Here is a 15,186-nt window from a genome sequence, read left to right on the forward strand (position 1 = left end):
CTACCCTTGCATGTTTCGCAGCATTTCAAACTTTTCGCGATTAAAGGTATTCATTTCTTTTTCGACCTTTTCTTTCATTTCTTGCGGCAGTAAATTATTTGAAAACACTTTGTAATCTTTATCTTCCATCGTGCGATTATTCGCCGCGATTAATGTCTGCAACCTCAAAAACCGCTCCGATTGCACCATACTTATCTTCTTCTCTATCAAAAACGGTATATCTACCATATAAAAATCATTTTCAAGTGCGACTTGACTAACTTCTAACACGAAACTCGCATCACGAAGGAAATCTTCTGTCGCTATCGTTGCGGCCTTCTCGTTTACTCCTGTTCCGTCTCCTGCGTTCTCTCCGGCTGTTTGAGAAGGCCTTTCAGGTTTTTTGCTGTCTGATCTAATCGATTCTTTCTAATCGTCAAATACACGTATTCAATCAGTTCGTCGAGTCCTGCGTTGTTATGCAAATAATCTGCGTCAACGTCACTTACCAATGAGATAATTTCAATGAGTTCTTCTTGGACAACATCAAACGCTTGTAATAAATAAGCGCCCATATCATCTTTTGGTGCGCTAAACACTTGCAACGCGACACCCGGCAATAAATCAACCGCCCCAAACACCTTTTTCCAAAGTGCTGGCGTTAGTTTTTTAACTTCGACTTTCTTGTCGCCAAGTAACACCTCTCCGTCTCTTAGCGGTCGTTTAAATAGTTTCGATTTCTTCGGGTTAGTTCCTAACTCTTTGGCGATAAACCATGCACGTATGCGATTCATCATGTATCAATCCCTACTTTCTGGACAAAATAAAAAGAGCCTAGTTATAGGCTCTTCTTTTATGCATTTGTTGTTACTGTTTCGTCACCCATGAAATAAGACAACCCTTTTTGACTTAAGTCCGGATAACCCGCGAATGTCATATTTGCAATACGCTCGTTGTCCGAGTTATATGTGTATTCCGGGTCTGTCAATGATGCCGCGATTGGAACTGTAATCCAATCATTTGGCGTAGCTGATGGGTCGGTTGGTTTGATGACAAGTTTCTTCGCATTCTTTGTTAAGTCAAACCCTGCTTGCGAGTAAACATTCAAGCGATACTTCGGATTTTTGGGATCCGTGTTATCGGCGAACAATTCACTGTTCGGGATGCCAACCGCTAGTTTTGGCAAGTCGTAAAGAGCAAATGGCACAATTACTTCGCATGTGCGCCCCTTTAGAATAGATTTAACAATCGTGTCGCCATATTGGTCAACAGTCACATCGTGCTTTGTTGTCGATGTACGAAAAACGATTCCACCTTTTGTAATATCGTAAACTGTCATATCGTCCCCCTCACCGTACTCAACGATTGCGGGTCCGATTGGAACATCAAGAAACTTTGGTTCTGCCATAATCAATAAACTCCCTTCACTGCTTCTTGTATTTTGAAATTGAAATTTGTTGAATAAATCGGTCGGTCTTGCTCATCTAGCCCAATGGGTATCGGGTCTGACGTTTGCGAACGACTGTAATAAATGGTACTCCCGCCAATTTGGTAGTCTGTTTTTTGGTCCAACGCTTTTATCAAGTTTTTAGCGATAGCTTCAGTCTTAGACATTTGCGTATAGTCCGTCTTGTAGTTCTTGCCTTTGACCACGATTTGATAAGATGGATACCGAATTGGAATATCTGGATCACTGCCGAACCCACCCGAGCCAAATACAAACAATGCAGGCAGCATTGATTCAGGCACTTCCGGCATATGATTTGGGTCTGGATAGACGTTGAATCCTAACAATGTTAAATGCTCGACAAATTCATCACTCGTCATAGCAACGCACCGCCTTCGAAGTGTAACGCTTCGGCCAATTTCGTTAACACCAAATCCTCGTTAATTGTAATTGCATTTTGCAAGAACTTCTTACCTGGCATAAAGCCCTTGTAAGGACCTTTACTAATTGTTTTCGGACCCGGTGAAAAGTGAACAACCTTTCCTTTTTTGGTCCTGCGGAATCCTTCGTGTTGCGCCCATGCATACGGCGCAACCTCTGGGCTTGCCATTACACCAAAGTCAATGTACATGTTCTTTAAATCCGTTTTAACGGTGTCTTTATCTAGTGCCGCTTCTAAGTCGCCCGAATCTAGCCCGGCAAGTCTGCGTGCATCAAGTATCACTTTGTCTGCCAAATCGTTCAGAACACGATCTAAGTTCTGGTAGAATCGTCTTTCGATAGCTGTTAGTTCTGCTTTCATTTCTTCAATGCCGATTAATTCAAATGAAAATTCATCAGCCATAGACAATCACCTTTTTCACGTCATCGGTTCCGATGTGCTTTTTCACTTCAAAATGCACCGGACGAAATTTAATCACTTGTGCAAGATTGGTGACGTAAACAAATTCATCAAGCATCGTGACTAAATGGGGACCTTCTAGGTGAACTTCGATGGAGGAATGAACCATCTCCCCTTGAACATTTTCAACCTTCGAGCTTTTGATTAACTTTTGTTCCTCGACGACTTTTGCGCTCAACGGGACTTCATCGAATCCTGCGGAACGCCCCCAATCATCAACGATTGCCTTTCTGTGCAAGATGGCAGCAGGATAACCAAATAAACTCATATTAACCGACCGCCGAACTGTGGCACATATTCATCATCTTCCGCTTCTTCCAATTCATCGAAAGGAGGACCGAGCAGATCCCGAACGTCTGGTGCTACCTTGTCTCGATGTACATAGTCAATACGTTCTCCACTATCAGTTACCGCTTTAACGCCTTGCTTTTGATATTTAAGCGCAGGATCCAACCCCTGCAACTCCCAAATAGCTTGGAAACTCACAACATCGGTAGTTAGTTCGATTTCTGGATACCATCTTGAAAGGTTTCTTGATGCCTGTACGACCGCCAAATCCTTCTTAGTTGCATCGTCCCACGCTTGCGAATCAAGGACGTTCAGCGCGATCCAGACACTCACTTCTTCAACTGTAGGCATAACTCAACACCTACTTTCCTTTTTTGGCTGCTTCTTCTTCGGCTTTTTTCTTTGCAGCTGCATCAGCTTTCGCTTTTTCGGCCGCTTGCTTTTCTGCTTCTGCCGCCTTTTCCGCTTCGGCTTTTTCTTTAGCCGCTTTCGCTTCTTTAGTTTCCTGTTTCGACTTCTCTGTTTCAACCGCTAAACCGCGTTCAATAAGACCGTCGCCTACCTCGCGATTGACTATAAAGTCATCGCCCGTCTTATGCCATTTACCGTTATATTTAATGTTTGCTTTCGCTTTTACTTCCATTTTGCATCTTCCTTTCTGATTAAAAAAATAGACGGCCATATAGACCGTCTGTAATTATAGGACCGTTGCAGATACGACTGAATCGTTGTAACCAAATGCCGGGAATGCAAGATTCGCGCCGATTGTTTCCAGACGAATCGGATGCTCGTCCCATTTACGGAAAACATAAATTCCATTTTCTGCTTTTGTTGCCGTTTCAATACTGGAGACCATTTCTTCCGTCGTTTGCGCCCATAGATATTCGCCTAGCGGTCCATCCGGAAGTAATACGAAGCGATCTTGCGGCATCATACGGACTGTTGAGAACGACGCGCGGTTGTTCACTAGCTCTTTGTTTTCAACGCGTGCCTGGACATCATACGCAACGATGCGCGGGAATCCTTGCGCTTCAAACAATGCGTCGAGTTGCGTCCGGTTCAATTGCGGCGGATTTGCGCTTCCCGACGGATCCCCATGATATGCAAGACGTACACTTCTATTTTGCATCAGTAAAGAAATGATTCGTTGCGATGCCATTGCACGGCCAAGCGTAATGCCTTTGTCGCCGCGTTCCTGGATCCATCTTTGAATATCGTCAAGCGGCCTTGAATTTACAACATCCGCCCAAACATCCGTCCCCGTCAATACCGGCTTTTGTTCGTCGGTATAACCGAAATCAACCGAAATCGGCGGGGAACCTGCTTCCGCATATGCAACCCGGCCTGTTGAAATTGCTTGCATTGCAATCCATTCTTTACGTGCGCGGATCGCGTCAACTGCATAACTAACATCATCTAATTGCGTTCTGCGAACTTCTGCGAATTCATTTTGGCGTAATCCGGATTGCAAAAGCAGACGAACCAACTTTTCATCCATTCCGCGACCACGTTGGATCTTCGGAATAGAAATTTGTTGGCCTGTCATTCCTTCACGGCTTCCGTATTCGGTTTGTGTTCCAAGTTCTCCGATTTGCGCCATTACCGGAAGGCGTGATCCTTCTCGAACAACATCAATCGTCAATTCGCCTGTTTCACGCGGCGGGAAAAACAGTTCGGCCAAATAGTTTTGCGGTTTTGCAAGATTATCCGCGTATACGATAACCTCTCTATCTGTTAGCGCTGTTTCAAGGTTCAATCTTTCAATGCCATTCGCAAAGTGTTGAATGTCTAATTTCAACCACTGCGATTTGTTTACCATTTTCGGTTTGTTAAGTTCCATAGTTTGATAACCCCCTAGTTTCTTTTTATTATCCAAATTGGATGAACGGCATTTTGCCAATGAGTGTTGCGTCTACTGTCACCGGAATGCGTTCTGTAATGACCTTCGCCATTTCGTAGCCGCCAACTGTATGGTCGCCATCTGAAACATCCACCGTACGTTTCAGAATGACTGTCGGGTTTTCGCTACCATCCGAGCCACCCGCGTTGTACGGCACATATTTGCCATTTGCAAGCTTCGCCATCGGCATTCCTTTAAGAATTACTTTCGCACCGTCCACTGTTGCAACTTTTTCTGAATCAATCGTGATGCCGTTTACCACTTCACGAATTGCGGAATATGATGCAAGAATTTCGTAATCGCCTTCGACAACAAATCTTTGTTTTGGTTGTAGATTCATAGTTTCCAATTCCTCCTTTTATCGTTTCCACGGATCATTTTCAATTACATGGTTTCCGCGGTTTTGTGCTAGTTTTGCAATGTTGTCCAGGTGCTCCTTATTCTCTTTCGGCTTATGATTGATGTTGGAACCGAAGTTAGTTCCGCTTGCTTGCTTGACAAGGTGCGGTTTCGCTTTTGCTAATGCTTCAAGCGCTTCTTTCACACCTTCCAAGTCACCCTTCTCGTTTTCTTTAACATCAGTCAAATCCGCAAGAGCAAGTGCATCTGCATGGTCCACGAACCCGAGTTCATTCGCGACTACTTTTACCTCGGAGTTTAGAACGCGCTTAAATGTGCGTTCACGTTCTTCTTTCAGTTTGCTTTCAATCAGCTTGTCAACGTCAACAGGATCGCCCGACTTATCTTCCGGCTTCGGTTTGTCCTCCGGTTTCAATGCAGCTTGCATCGCTTCGACAGATTCATAACCTAGTTGTGCAGCAAGCGCCTTTTGTCCCTCGGCTTTTGCACGATCAAGACGGCTGTTGAGTGCATCCTTGTCTTTGAATACTGCGAAAGGTTTATCCTCTGGCGCAGGTGGATCAGCGGGCGGGTCAGCAGGTGGGTCCGAAAAGAACTGAATGTCCAACCGTAATGGTAATTTCGGTTTTTCCACCAATGCATGGCGTTTCTTATTCGACGTGAATAATGACGTGATGATTGAGTATATCTGTATTAATATTTTCATAAGTTCCTCCTGTTTTAAGCCAACCAGTTTGGGCTATAGATTCCTTGCTGCCTTTTTACGCCATGAGCATGTTTCGGGCGATGGTTGTTAATCTTTGTTTACGATGATTCTTATTGGTCCTGTTAATGAATAGGTTCTGCATGCACCTTCACCTATTCTTATTTCAACTTTTTCATGTGGTGCGACCTCGATGCCATGAACACCTTCACGCTTCAATAATTCTTCATGTAATACGTAAGTGTCTCTATTCCTCGTTGCTTCTAATTCCCTCAGAGCTTGTGTCGCTTTCTTAGCTTCGCGTTGCACCGCTTTGAGCCCTGTGATGTATTCGGAAAGGTCAGCGGTTAGACGCACTTTTAAATCCCCTATTGGAGTGTCTTTCTTTCGGAATATTCCATCAGCCACTTCCTCGTAACCCTTGTTATTACAAATTGGAGTATCGTCGTTTTTTGTATCGTAAAGGTTATAATTAGCACCCACTTCAGCCATCACGTGTAAGGCGTTATTCAAATCAACCTCACTACAAGCCTCTAAGCCATTCGATTCGCGCAACTCTTTTTCGTTCGCCATTCAAATCGTCTCCTTTAGTTTTTATAGCGTGATTACGGACACGCCAACCGAGATATTGGATCACCGAACCTTCCCCGGCAAATCGCCGCATGTTTTTAATACATACTCCGACAAAGTAGGTTCACCCCTTTCAAGGCATATAAAAAAGCACCCTCATTTGGATGCTATCTTCGCCTTCAAATTATCAACAAGCGCTTTAAGTTCTCGTTCTTTTTGTCCGATGAATGTAATCTTTTCGTCGTATACTTCACCGAAACATTTTCCAGCTGTCCAATCTTTGGCAACTTGATTTAATTCCTCACGATACTTTCGCATGTCGCGTTGCCTTTTACGAATCTCTTGATCCGTAACGTGCGAACTGTAACGCGTTTTACAATGAGGACAAAAGAAAAAGTGTTCGATGACGCTTACACCGTGTTTCTTTTTACGTAGTTTGATGTTGAACTTCTTATTGCACCGTTCGTTATTGCATGTAAGGTCACTCATCGTCATTCACCTTCCTTAATCTTAGCCCCGACTTTTCGGTAATCATTCTGCAAATCTTTATACAAACTAGTATTCCGCGCTTTGTGACTTGCGAATGTCTTTAAGTCAGGTGCATCTGGCACACGTGATTTGTAACGGATCCACTGCTTTCGAGTTTCGTTCTGTTTGGATTTCTTCCGCTGCATTTCGTTGTACTTTCGAATATTTGCTTCAGTTCGATTGTCTGTGAATGGTCGATTTGATTCCGTGAGCATCAATGCCACGTCCGCTTCGTCTTGGTAGTCGATATTCCAAGGATAAGCGTTATGAACGCAATGACTGTGATACGGTGGGCGTTGATCCAGTACAGGGAACCGCTTATCCTTGCCGCTTATGCTGTATACCCTGCCTTGATACTGCGCACAATAAGAACAGGTAATACCCACGCTGTTGACGTAAACTAAATCTTGTCCGTTATCGATTGCGCGATTAATCGCACCATCAACATGCGCCTTCCTTTGGTGATAATGAATTGAACCGGACATATACGCTTCAACAGGCACGTTTGCGCCGTTCTTAGTGATAATTCCCGTAATGCCACGTTCAGTCGCTTCTGCAATCGCTCGTTTCGTTGCTTCTTTGCGTGTGAGCCCTTCAACTAACGAGCCTGTATTTGCTTGTTTAACGATTCCTTCTATTCGTTTCTTAACGTCGTTTGACATATGATCCGTCGCTTCAAGGATGGAGTAAAACGCTTCATCAACGATGTTCTGAACCGCTTCTTTATGAATACGTGATTTGAACGTAGCGTTTACACCTTTCTTGCCTTTCACTCGCATTTCATTGGCAGCAACATCCGAACCCTTCTTGTATGAACCTTCGATGATTTGCAACAACTTCTTCGCGCTATCAGTTTGAACAGTCGCGATGATTGCGGCGACGCTTGCCAACATTTGTTGCTGCCTTCGCGTCGAAATATTATCGTTGGCCCGTATCAACTCCAGGATTGACTGACTAGAATCTGCGAATAGCTTGATAAACGCTTCAACATCTTTATCCACTCTTATTCACCGCCGATGGTCGTTCTTGGTGGTTGCACGTACGCTGGATTGAAGGAGTCTAGCGCTTTTCCTTCAAGTATCTTCTCAACTTCTTCTTGTATCGCATCCTCCGACCAATCCGGATGTAGATTGCGAACCGTAACTTCAAGCGACTGCACACCGTCAGTATATTTCTTGGATTCTTCTTCGTCTGTTTCTGCATCAGCTTTCGGCAACATCCCCGTCCATTCGACGATAGGGTCTTTTACGTCGAAATCTGTCCCACTTGCATGATTTTCCAAAATGGTACATTTTCTGATAGCGCCTTTTATCGCATGATCGAACTTCTCTCGAATCGCTTCGGCCTTAATAACCGACTGAATCCACTCATAAAGGATAGCTTTCGCGGATAGTCCACCACTTGAACCACCAAGACCGACCGCCGTTGATGCCGTCTTACTAATCGCCATCATGTAATCAATCAGCCTGGTGACATGCTCAAATGATTGGGCAGTCTGTGCATCCCAAGTAATGTACATCGGGACCGCGCCGTTCTTCTCGTCATAGCTAACAACTTCAAGATCGGCATTGCGTACAAATCGACTGCCATAATCATTATTGTTTTTAGTTGCAACTGAATCATAAAGCGCACGCGGGATTGCAAGCTTTGGTTTACCATGCTGTTCAAACACTACTGAATCGCGTGTGATGGTCCAGTTGATTTCTTCTTGAATCATGTCCACGTTGCGCAGTGAAGAACGTCCACGCGGCACGATAAGCGTTTCATCGTTGGGGACATAGCCGCACATGAGTTCATTGACGTTTTCCAGTTCATCAAATTCAATGATTTCTTCGTTGTAAAGCGAATTATATTCAACTAGATCCATTCGCTTGTCGACAGCATCGTTGTTCATGATATAGACTTGGTTCTCGATTGTTAATTTGCCATCCTCCAAGCGCTGTCGCTCGACTCGTAAGTACTCCTTATCCTCGTCTCTTGTTTCAATCCACGTCACATCAGCGCCCATACCATCGTCATGCGGAAAGTATAAGTCAGCAAGCAACCATTCGAACCAAACACCTTTAGATTCGTTCCTGCGCACTCGGTAAGCTACGCCACCATCGACTTGGTGTTGAGTGATTGCCGACCATAACGCACTCTTTGTATTCGATACCCTCGCCACCAACATGATAAATTCAAGGTATGCCGTATCGGTTTCATCATCGGCGGAAATACTACCGAGCGACCGATTGATTAAATCCGCTGGCAATTCTGCAATAGCAGCAGACAAATTCACGATGACATAATGATTTACTGGATCTTGTGTCGCCAATTTAGATAGCCGTCTGGATATCCGATAGTTCGCGTTTGTTCTGTGTAACTTGCGTTTATATTCGTTATTATTGCCCTGCGTCGTCATCTGCCCTGAACGCGAAAATATATCTTGATGATCCCCGTCATATAAATGTCGGAAGTATTGCATGTATTCATGTTCCGCATCGAATGGAGCAGGTGGGAACTTTTGTTTTTCGTATATGATTGTCATTTTTATTACATTCCTCCTTCTACCATCCGATTGGTCTTTGGTTCGTGAACGGCAATTCTCCACCAACGCCACTATGAATCGCATACCGCAACGCATCTAAACAGTGGTCATGGTCTTTAACTGGCTTATCCTCTCCGCGTTCTTGGGCTTTTTTGTCCCAAATATAAGATGAGAATTCGCGTATTGTTTCTTTACAGTCTTCATGGATGAATAATCTTTGTTCTTCTAGCAAATTCGCCACGCTTTGAATCCCATCAAGAACGTCGTTGTTTGCTTGCAATGGATATATTCCGTCTTCTTCAAGTTGCGCAATCAAAGGTGTTGCCGATGGATCCACGTAAATAGATGCGTGTGTCTGGCCCATGAATTCTTTCAAATCTCTTGAATAAGTACTAACTGTTTTTTGTTTGCTTTGTTCACGGCCATTATAAAAATATTCTTTCAGGACATAGTACTCGTTACCAACTTCACCAATTAACAAGAATGTCGTCGGGTTGTTGGTTCCAAAGTCAATGCCGATAAAGTAACGGCCAATGCGATGCGGTATTTCCCTAAACGTGTGTGCTTCTTCGTTGAACATGTCATATATAATTCCCTCTGCCAATACCCATAAGCCGAGTATGTATCGCTGAAAGAATACACCCGAAAACATACGCCTGAATCGGTCCTTCACTCGTTCAGATAGCGACATGTTATCATCTAGCGTGAAATGCAAGACAAGTATCTTCTTTTCTTTCGCCTTGTCGATGAATTCCTTTTTAAACCAATGATACGGACCATTAGGGTTACAATTGAGAAACACTTTAGCGCTTTGCTCACCGGTTTCAGCAGAACAACGACCGATTGCCTGGTCAACGAATGAACGAGGAAATAATGCAACCTCATCGAGATATGCGCCTGCAGCTGTCAAACCTTGTAACGTGTCCTGGCTTGCTTCGTTGCTTGCTCCAAACAAATAGTAAGTGTTTGTGCCAATGATGATATGCGGATCTCCGGAACGATGATAATGGTAGTCGATTCCTTTGGCGGTCAGTATCTGAAACATCGGCTCGAGCACGTTACGCTTTAATGCGCCCATCGACTTTCCGGCAAGTATAAAGTTCTGGTCTTTATGTTTCGCTAATGACCAAGTAATGAATGAATCAATCATTGCTATGGTTTTACCCGAACGAATTGCACCATGACAAATTATCATATCGTAATTCTTATAAGGGCTCTTGTCTGTCCACCACATCAATAATTTCTTTTGTTTATTGCTAAATGGCTGAAATCTAAATGATGTATTTCTTTTACGCTTCCGCATCGTCTGTCACCTCGTCGGCAAATACATCTTCGACCTGGGCGTTCAATGCTTCTTCATAACTGCTGCCTTGTTCATGTGCATCGCCTTCTGTATCGCCGCGCATGTTGCCGAGTTCTAATTGAGTTTTCTCGACGTTCAGTTGCATTTGTTCAAGTCTCAACCTTCGTTCGTCGTCATCGTGGCTTATCTCGCAAAAATGTTTAATAAGTGAACGCAATTCACCCATCGCCCTGCTTTGCGCATTCATGAAGTTTGCATGCTTATCCCAAGCGAATTGAAATTCCCATTCCCGTTCATCGCCGAACATTCCAGGCTTTTGTTTCTTCAATACCTTTGTGATATCGTCCCTATCTTCGACGTACATGATTCGTTGCGCTCGTATGATAGCAGCATACTGAATTTGTATTTGGTCGTAGATTAGATCGGCGGGCGAACGTTCTTCCATTTGCTCCATGATTTCTAACGTGTCTTCTGGAAGGTATTTCGAAAATAGCCCATGAGTGACTGCTGCGCTGTTTCGTTTTGTAAACTGTCGAACCGGGTTCGGGTTGCCGCTCCTGTTCTTCTGTTTCTTTTTCTTGCCCTTAGATGATGATTTATTTTTTCGAGCCGATGCACTTGAGTTCTTTTCGGTTGCAACCTTCACATTTTTTGTAGCTGCATCCTTTTGTTTGGTTGCATCCTTTTTAGATGCACCTCTTAACCATTCATTTCCGCTTTTAGTATCTCTACTTTTACGGCTCTTTAGTGTCCCGAGTGGCACACTGTGTTTTTCCGCTAATGCAGCAAGCGTTATTTTTGTTGTTTCCCATTCTCTTTGTATTTCCTCCCAGTTTGTCACATCACATCACATCCACCGCCTATATATTTTCTTTATTCGCGTTTACTTCCGTTCTGCCGCAATCAATCCGTATGCTATGCTCTCAATCGCTTGTTCTTCAAACGTGCTGTAAATATCGTTATTGTTTCCGTAATGGTCACTGATAGGCGCAAAGTGAAGGTGTAGCAATTCATGCACTAAATCATTCTCCATATCACGTACGCCTACGATATCATTTGGATAATCGATATGATCCAATATATTTATGCTTGCCATTTTCCTGCTTAAAGTCCAATCGACCGCTGCGGATGCATCTTGCATCATGTTTCTGCTTCTAGCGATTCTTAATTCAATTATCCAGTCTTGCAACCTCAATTTCTCTTGCCAATATGCTAATCGTTCGTTTAGTTGTTCTTCGGTGTAAATGACTTCTTTCAGCATTTCAACACCACCTATTTCATGTATGTATTTAACGAATTATAAAAGCACCCAAACACCATCGTTCCACGGATGATGCCGGATGCTCCTTCGTGTCAAGAACAAGCGTGGTCGCTAACACTGAGTCAATTGGTTCAAGATCGGGAAAGTACACCACGCTCGTCCTGTTTGGAGTTTTTATGATTCAACGGGATACTCGAACGCATCCCCTCTTTAATTCTCCCCTTCATTCACTTCGAGGAGTGTAAGACAACTGTAAGACAAGGAAGTTTTAACCATCTTTACCAACAACGCTTTCAACCTTCTTTAACGCCCGCCTCACATAGACTTGAACAGTTCCCCTAGCGATGCCTAATTCATCTGCAATGTCAGCCATGCTTTTATCTTGTGCGACGTGCATCAAGTAGCATTCTTCTTCCCGTTTCGATAATTTGCTTAATATATCTTTCAGCATAATCTTTTCGTCTTCCGACAAATATAAATGCTTCTTGTTAATGTCGTTTTCTTTTAGTTGTTCTGTTATGTCTGGAATAAAATCGACATTCCCATATGTTTTTGTGTGATAAACCGCGTGAATGTGTATGCCGCCTTGATACATCGGATCCTTGCCTGTTTCCATGAATTTTATATCATCGGTCATGGTTCTTAACATACTGTTGATTTGCTTAATATCATTCGCATAATACGGCATATTCACATCCAATTCCCTCGCCTTCTTTGAAAGTTCACGTCGCCATTTTCTGTATTCCGGCAATAGCTCCTCAACCCAATTCATAAGATGATCCCCCTTACCCCTTAACTACGCCGTTACGACTTGTCTAACCAACTCATTTTCCCGTTTCCATTCCATAAATCGCATCGTTCCAATTTGCAATCTCGAACAAATTATCTTGTCGTTGATTCCCATTTCGTCGAGAACCAGGTATAATTCAACTGTGAAGTCTTCAAACTTCATGCCGTCGAGCTGCCCTAGTAACGCGCTCGTCGGCGTTTTTACTAGTTCGAGCAATTCCTCGCCTATTCCCGCTATTCGTAGCGATGCCTGGCAATCACACCCGCCACTTTTCAATACTTTGGTTACTGGATAGCATTTATTGCATAACTTTGGCGTGAGTTCGTCCAATTCCTGCAACAGTTTAATTCTCCGTACCTTCATCATCAATGAACTTTGTCTGTCCGCTCTGGTTCTCATGCAATGTCACCCACCCTTTCAACCACTTTCAGCGTATTCTGCATAAGCAACACGTTCAGTTGATTCACACGATCGCTTTCCTCGAGCAATAAATCGATGTGTCGCCTCTGCCTTTGATAGCTTTCTTCCAGGTTCTCGTAATCTCTCGCCAACTTCTCATATTCTTCGCGGTCACTCTTAACCTGCGCTTCTAGCTCCCTCCAATTTCCAGACTGACTTTTCTTTGTTTCTTCCAATTCCTTTGCTAGTTTGTCAACTTGTCCTTGCAATGCTTCGTTGAGTTTTTGCGTTTGATTCACGTAATGCTCTGCGGTTTCGAGTTGTTTTTTCGTCGGCAAAGATTTCACTTCTTGATGCATTTCTTCACACTTAACCTTTAGCACCATGTTTTCATTCTGTAATTCATGATAGTCTGCGAATCTCAATAGTTCTTTAAGTAATTCTTCGTGCTTCTCTTTCAATTGCTTGTATTCCTTTTCAAGCGCTTTATCAAATTCGCTTTTCGGATGCGCCGGGTACACTGGTTCTGCCACTGTAGGCATCAGCATTTTTGAATCAATCGTTCTTTTCTGTGCTTTAACCAATCCGTTATCATTTTTCCACTTGTACATTTTGGCCCTGTACCACCCCAACTGATCCATGATGACGTTATCGGACATACTCAATCGCTTGGCATCTTCGTATTTCTCGACCGTGATAACCCCATCTTTAAAGCAAACTCCCCCAACTTTTGCTTTTACCACTTCGACCTGCCCCTTTCGTTTTTGGGATATTTTCTTCAATTCCTTGCTGGCATCGCATCCGCAGTCTGCGTTTTTATCGGCTTTGCACACGTTGCATCTAGCGGCTCTTAGCTTGGCGATCAGTTTCATTTCTTTCATGCGTTCTGCTCGTTCTGCAACTTCCTGTTGTTCGAATGTTTTAGTCATTTCGTCCCCTCCAATGCTTCGCGTGCTAACGTTCTGTAAGTGTGTTCTTTTTCATACGGAGTTTGATTTAACGGTTTCAATATTTCTTCTAACCCTTTTCGCAATCGCTTGTTTTCGTCTTCTAACGATTTCAGCCGCTTAACTCTATGCGTCGTCACTTCTTTATTACTGCGCAGTATTTCTACTAACCTCGAAGATCGTTCAGCTTGTTCGATTAAACCTTTCAGAGTGTCGGCGTAATTCCGAACTACATTTTTGTTCTTTTCATCGAGATCCGCAACCACTAATGTTTGCCTAAGATCGTGATGCCACTCCTTCGCCTTTTTCAACCGTTCCGCATTCGTTTCATAATTATTCAAACAACACTTGCATTTTTCTGGATTGATATGACATTCACACGCACTACTCATCTTCGCATCCCCACTTTCCGAACTAATCTTGGCTTATTGCACCTAACTTGATTTGGTAGTTTCTTGTTTTTTGGTTGTAACATTTGTGAAAAGTGCTGTTTGTCTGCCGGATGAACATCCTCGACGTATAACCCATAAACTCCATAAAACTTATACTCATTTATCATTCTGCTCCCTCCCTAAACATAATCTGCAAATCAAACTTCACTTGATGCCCCACACGCTCCGAATTAACGAGTGCTTCAATCTTTTTGAGCTTGTCCTGCAATTCTTCAATCCTTTTAATCTGATGACTGCGGTTCATGATGCTGCCTGTATTGTCATATTTCATTTCGTATACGCGAACCTGTTCTTTCAGTTGCTCGTTTTCTTGCCTTAACTCATCGATTTGTAGCGTCATCCCATCGACTAACGCGACACCTCTGTTGAGATGCATGTTTAGTTTCTTATTTTCCGTCATTGACTTAACATATTTTTTACCCATCAACCGCAACTGATCGGCCTGATGTTGGATGTGCTCTTTATCTGTCATTCTTCATCCACCCCTTTAAACTTCTCTTCTAGGTACGCAATCTCTAAATCTTCGACTCGGTCCTCTAGCCTGTTTATGTTCACCTGTTGCCCGATTAACAAGAATGCCAAGACTAAAATTACTATGAACGTCAACATTCAATTTCCCCCTTTTGTAAATCGAGCAAATACAGATATTTTCTGGTATGTTTCGGGATGATATACCGCCATGTAAAGCAATGTTGCGAACATCACTGCAAAAATCACCAACATGTAAATCGCTGCCTTCTTAGGTAATTTTCGCAACCTGTATATTAAATAGGCTCCCATTATGATAAGAGCAATTGATTTACCGACCATTTCTGGATTGCTCATGTTCAA

General features: G+C 43.2%; 25 protein-coding genes. All 25 read right to left on the reverse strand.

The genetic code is table 11. From position 1 onward, the window contains the following. Window positions 1-270: a hypothetical protein gene (locus G8782_RS03780; RefSeq protein WP_172369563.1), complete on the reverse strand. Its 270-nt coding sequence runs from the start codon at window positions 268-270 to the stop codon at window positions 1-3. Window positions 271-323: 53 nt separating this feature from the next. Next, entirely contained in the window at window positions 324-773 is a 450-nt protein-coding gene (locus G8782_RS03785; RefSeq protein ID WP_216667753.1) for a hypothetical protein, read from the reverse strand. 59 nt (window positions 774-832) lie between these two features. Further along, a complete protein-coding gene (locus G8782_RS03790) occupies window positions 833-1,387 on the reverse strand; it encodes a hypothetical protein (RefSeq protein WP_172369564.1) in 555 nt (184 codons plus the stop codon). Between the two features lie 2 nt (window positions 1,388-1,389). After that, window positions 1,390-1,806 (reverse strand): minor capsid protein, encoded by a 417-nt coding sequence (locus G8782_RS03795; protein ID WP_172369565.1) that lies wholly within the window; start codon window positions 1,804-1,806, stop codon window positions 1,390-1,392. Continuing rightward, entirely contained in the window at window positions 1,803-2,270 is a 468-nt protein-coding gene (locus G8782_RS03800) for a hypothetical protein (RefSeq protein WP_172369566.1), read from the reverse strand. The genes G8782_RS03795 and G8782_RS03800 overlap by 4 nt, the downstream gene beginning before the upstream one ends. Next, window positions 2,263-2,595, reverse strand: a complete 333-nt coding sequence (locus G8782_RS03805; RefSeq protein ID WP_172369567.1) for a hypothetical protein — start codon at window positions 2,593-2,595, stop codon at window positions 2,263-2,265. The genes G8782_RS03800 and G8782_RS03805 overlap by 8 nt, the downstream gene beginning before the upstream one ends. Then, complete coding sequence (locus tag G8782_RS03810; protein ID WP_172369568.1) at window positions 2,592-2,966, reverse strand: hypothetical protein; 375 nt, start codon at window positions 2,964-2,966, stop codon at window positions 2,592-2,594. The genes G8782_RS03805 and G8782_RS03810 overlap by 4 nt, the downstream gene beginning before the upstream one ends. Window positions 2,967-2,976: 10 nt before the next feature. After that, window positions 2,977-3,258, reverse strand: a complete 282-nt coding sequence (locus G8782_RS18390) for a DUF7210 family protein (protein ID WP_216667754.1) — start codon at window positions 3,256-3,258, stop codon at window positions 2,977-2,979. Between the two features lie 54 nt (window positions 3,259-3,312). Beyond that, complete coding sequence (locus G8782_RS03820) at window positions 3,313-4,455, reverse strand: major capsid protein (RefSeq protein WP_246231538.1); 1,143 nt, start codon at window positions 4,453-4,455, stop codon at window positions 3,313-3,315. A gap of 28 nt (window positions 4,456-4,483) precedes the next feature. Next, window positions 4,484-4,855 carry a head decoration protein gene (locus G8782_RS03825; RefSeq protein WP_172369569.1) on the reverse strand — a complete coding sequence of 124 codons (372 nt, stop codon included), beginning with the start codon at window positions 4,853-4,855 and terminating at the stop codon, window positions 4,484-4,486. A gap of 18 nt (window positions 4,856-4,873) precedes the next feature. Beyond that, complete coding sequence (locus G8782_RS03830; RefSeq protein WP_172369570.1) at window positions 4,874-5,581, reverse strand: scaffolding protein; 708 nt, start codon at window positions 5,579-5,581, stop codon at window positions 4,874-4,876. Window positions 5,582-5,668: 87 nt separating this feature from the next. Beyond that, complete coding sequence (locus tag G8782_RS03835) at window positions 5,669-6,151, reverse strand: BC1881 family protein (RefSeq protein ID WP_172369571.1); 483 nt, start codon at window positions 6,149-6,151, stop codon at window positions 5,669-5,671. Between the two features lie 153 nt (window positions 6,152-6,304). Continuing rightward, window positions 6,305-6,637, reverse strand: a complete 333-nt coding sequence (locus G8782_RS03840; RefSeq protein ID WP_172369572.1) for a hypothetical protein — start codon at window positions 6,635-6,637, stop codon at window positions 6,305-6,307. 2 nt (window positions 6,638-6,639) lie between these two features. Further along, on the reverse strand, window positions 6,640-7,677 hold the full coding sequence (locus tag G8782_RS03845; protein ID WP_172369573.1) for a phage minor capsid protein: 1,038 nt from the start codon (window positions 7,675-7,677) through the stop codon (window positions 6,640-6,642). Between the two features lie 2 nt (window positions 7,678-7,679). Next, window positions 7,680-9,203: a phage portal protein gene (locus G8782_RS03850; RefSeq protein WP_172369574.1), complete on the reverse strand. Its 1,524-nt coding sequence runs from the start codon at window positions 9,201-9,203 to the stop codon at window positions 7,680-7,682. 19 nt (window positions 9,204-9,222) lie between these two features. Continuing rightward, window positions 9,223-10,506 carry a PBSX family phage terminase large subunit gene (locus G8782_RS03855; RefSeq protein ID WP_172369575.1) on the reverse strand — a complete coding sequence of 428 codons (1,284 nt, stop codon included), beginning with the start codon at window positions 10,504-10,506 and terminating at the stop codon, window positions 9,223-9,225. Beyond that, window positions 10,493-11,347 (reverse strand): phage terminase small subunit, encoded by an 855-nt coding sequence (terS, locus tag G8782_RS03860; protein WP_172369576.1) that lies wholly within the window; start codon window positions 11,345-11,347, stop codon window positions 10,493-10,495. The genes G8782_RS03855 and terS overlap by 14 nt, the downstream gene beginning before the upstream one ends. 42 nt (window positions 11,348-11,389) lie before the next feature. After that, the gene (locus tag G8782_RS03865) at window positions 11,390-11,767 is read right to left on the reverse strand and encodes a hypothetical protein (RefSeq protein WP_172369577.1); all 378 of its coding nucleotides are present in this window, start codon (window positions 11,765-11,767) and stop codon (window positions 11,390-11,392) included. 268 nt (window positions 11,768-12,035) lie between these two features. After that, window positions 12,036-12,539 carry a sigma-70 family RNA polymerase sigma factor gene (locus G8782_RS03870; protein WP_172369578.1) on the reverse strand — a complete coding sequence of 168 codons (504 nt, stop codon included), beginning with the start codon at window positions 12,537-12,539 and terminating at the stop codon, window positions 12,036-12,038. A gap of 24 nt (window positions 12,540-12,563) precedes the next feature. Next, entirely contained in the window at window positions 12,564-12,956 is a 393-nt protein-coding gene (locus tag G8782_RS03875) for a hypothetical protein (protein ID WP_172369579.1), read from the reverse strand. Next, window positions 12,953-13,885: a hypothetical protein gene (locus G8782_RS03880; protein ID WP_172369580.1), complete on the reverse strand. Its 933-nt coding sequence runs from the start codon at window positions 13,883-13,885 to the stop codon at window positions 12,953-12,955. The genes G8782_RS03875 and G8782_RS03880 overlap by 4 nt, the downstream gene beginning before the upstream one ends. Then, window positions 13,882-14,295 (reverse strand): hypothetical protein, encoded by a 414-nt coding sequence (locus G8782_RS03885; RefSeq protein ID WP_172369581.1) that lies wholly within the window; start codon window positions 14,293-14,295, stop codon window positions 13,882-13,884. Before G8782_RS03885 ends, G8782_RS03880 begins: the two co-directional genes overlap by 4 nt. 163 nt (window positions 14,296-14,458) lie before the next feature. Continuing rightward, a complete protein-coding gene (locus tag G8782_RS03890; RefSeq protein WP_172369582.1) occupies window positions 14,459-14,827 on the reverse strand; it encodes a hypothetical protein in 369 nt (122 codons plus the stop codon). Further along, the gene (locus tag G8782_RS03895) at window positions 14,824-14,964 is read right to left on the reverse strand and encodes a hypothetical protein (protein WP_172369583.1); all 141 of its coding nucleotides are present in this window, start codon (window positions 14,962-14,964) and stop codon (window positions 14,824-14,826) included. Before G8782_RS03895 ends, G8782_RS03890 begins: the two co-directional genes overlap by 4 nt. After that, window positions 14,965-15,180 (reverse strand): hypothetical protein, encoded by a 216-nt coding sequence (locus G8782_RS03900; protein WP_172369584.1) that lies wholly within the window; start codon window positions 15,178-15,180, stop codon window positions 14,965-14,967. It lies immediately after the preceding gene. Window positions 15,181-15,186: the final 6 nt, after the last annotated feature.

Source organism: Sporosarcina jiandibaonis, from assembly GCF_013184495.1.
Classification (GTDB): Bacteria; Bacillota; Bacilli; order Bacillales_A; family Planococcaceae; genus Sporosarcina; species Sporosarcina jiandibaonis.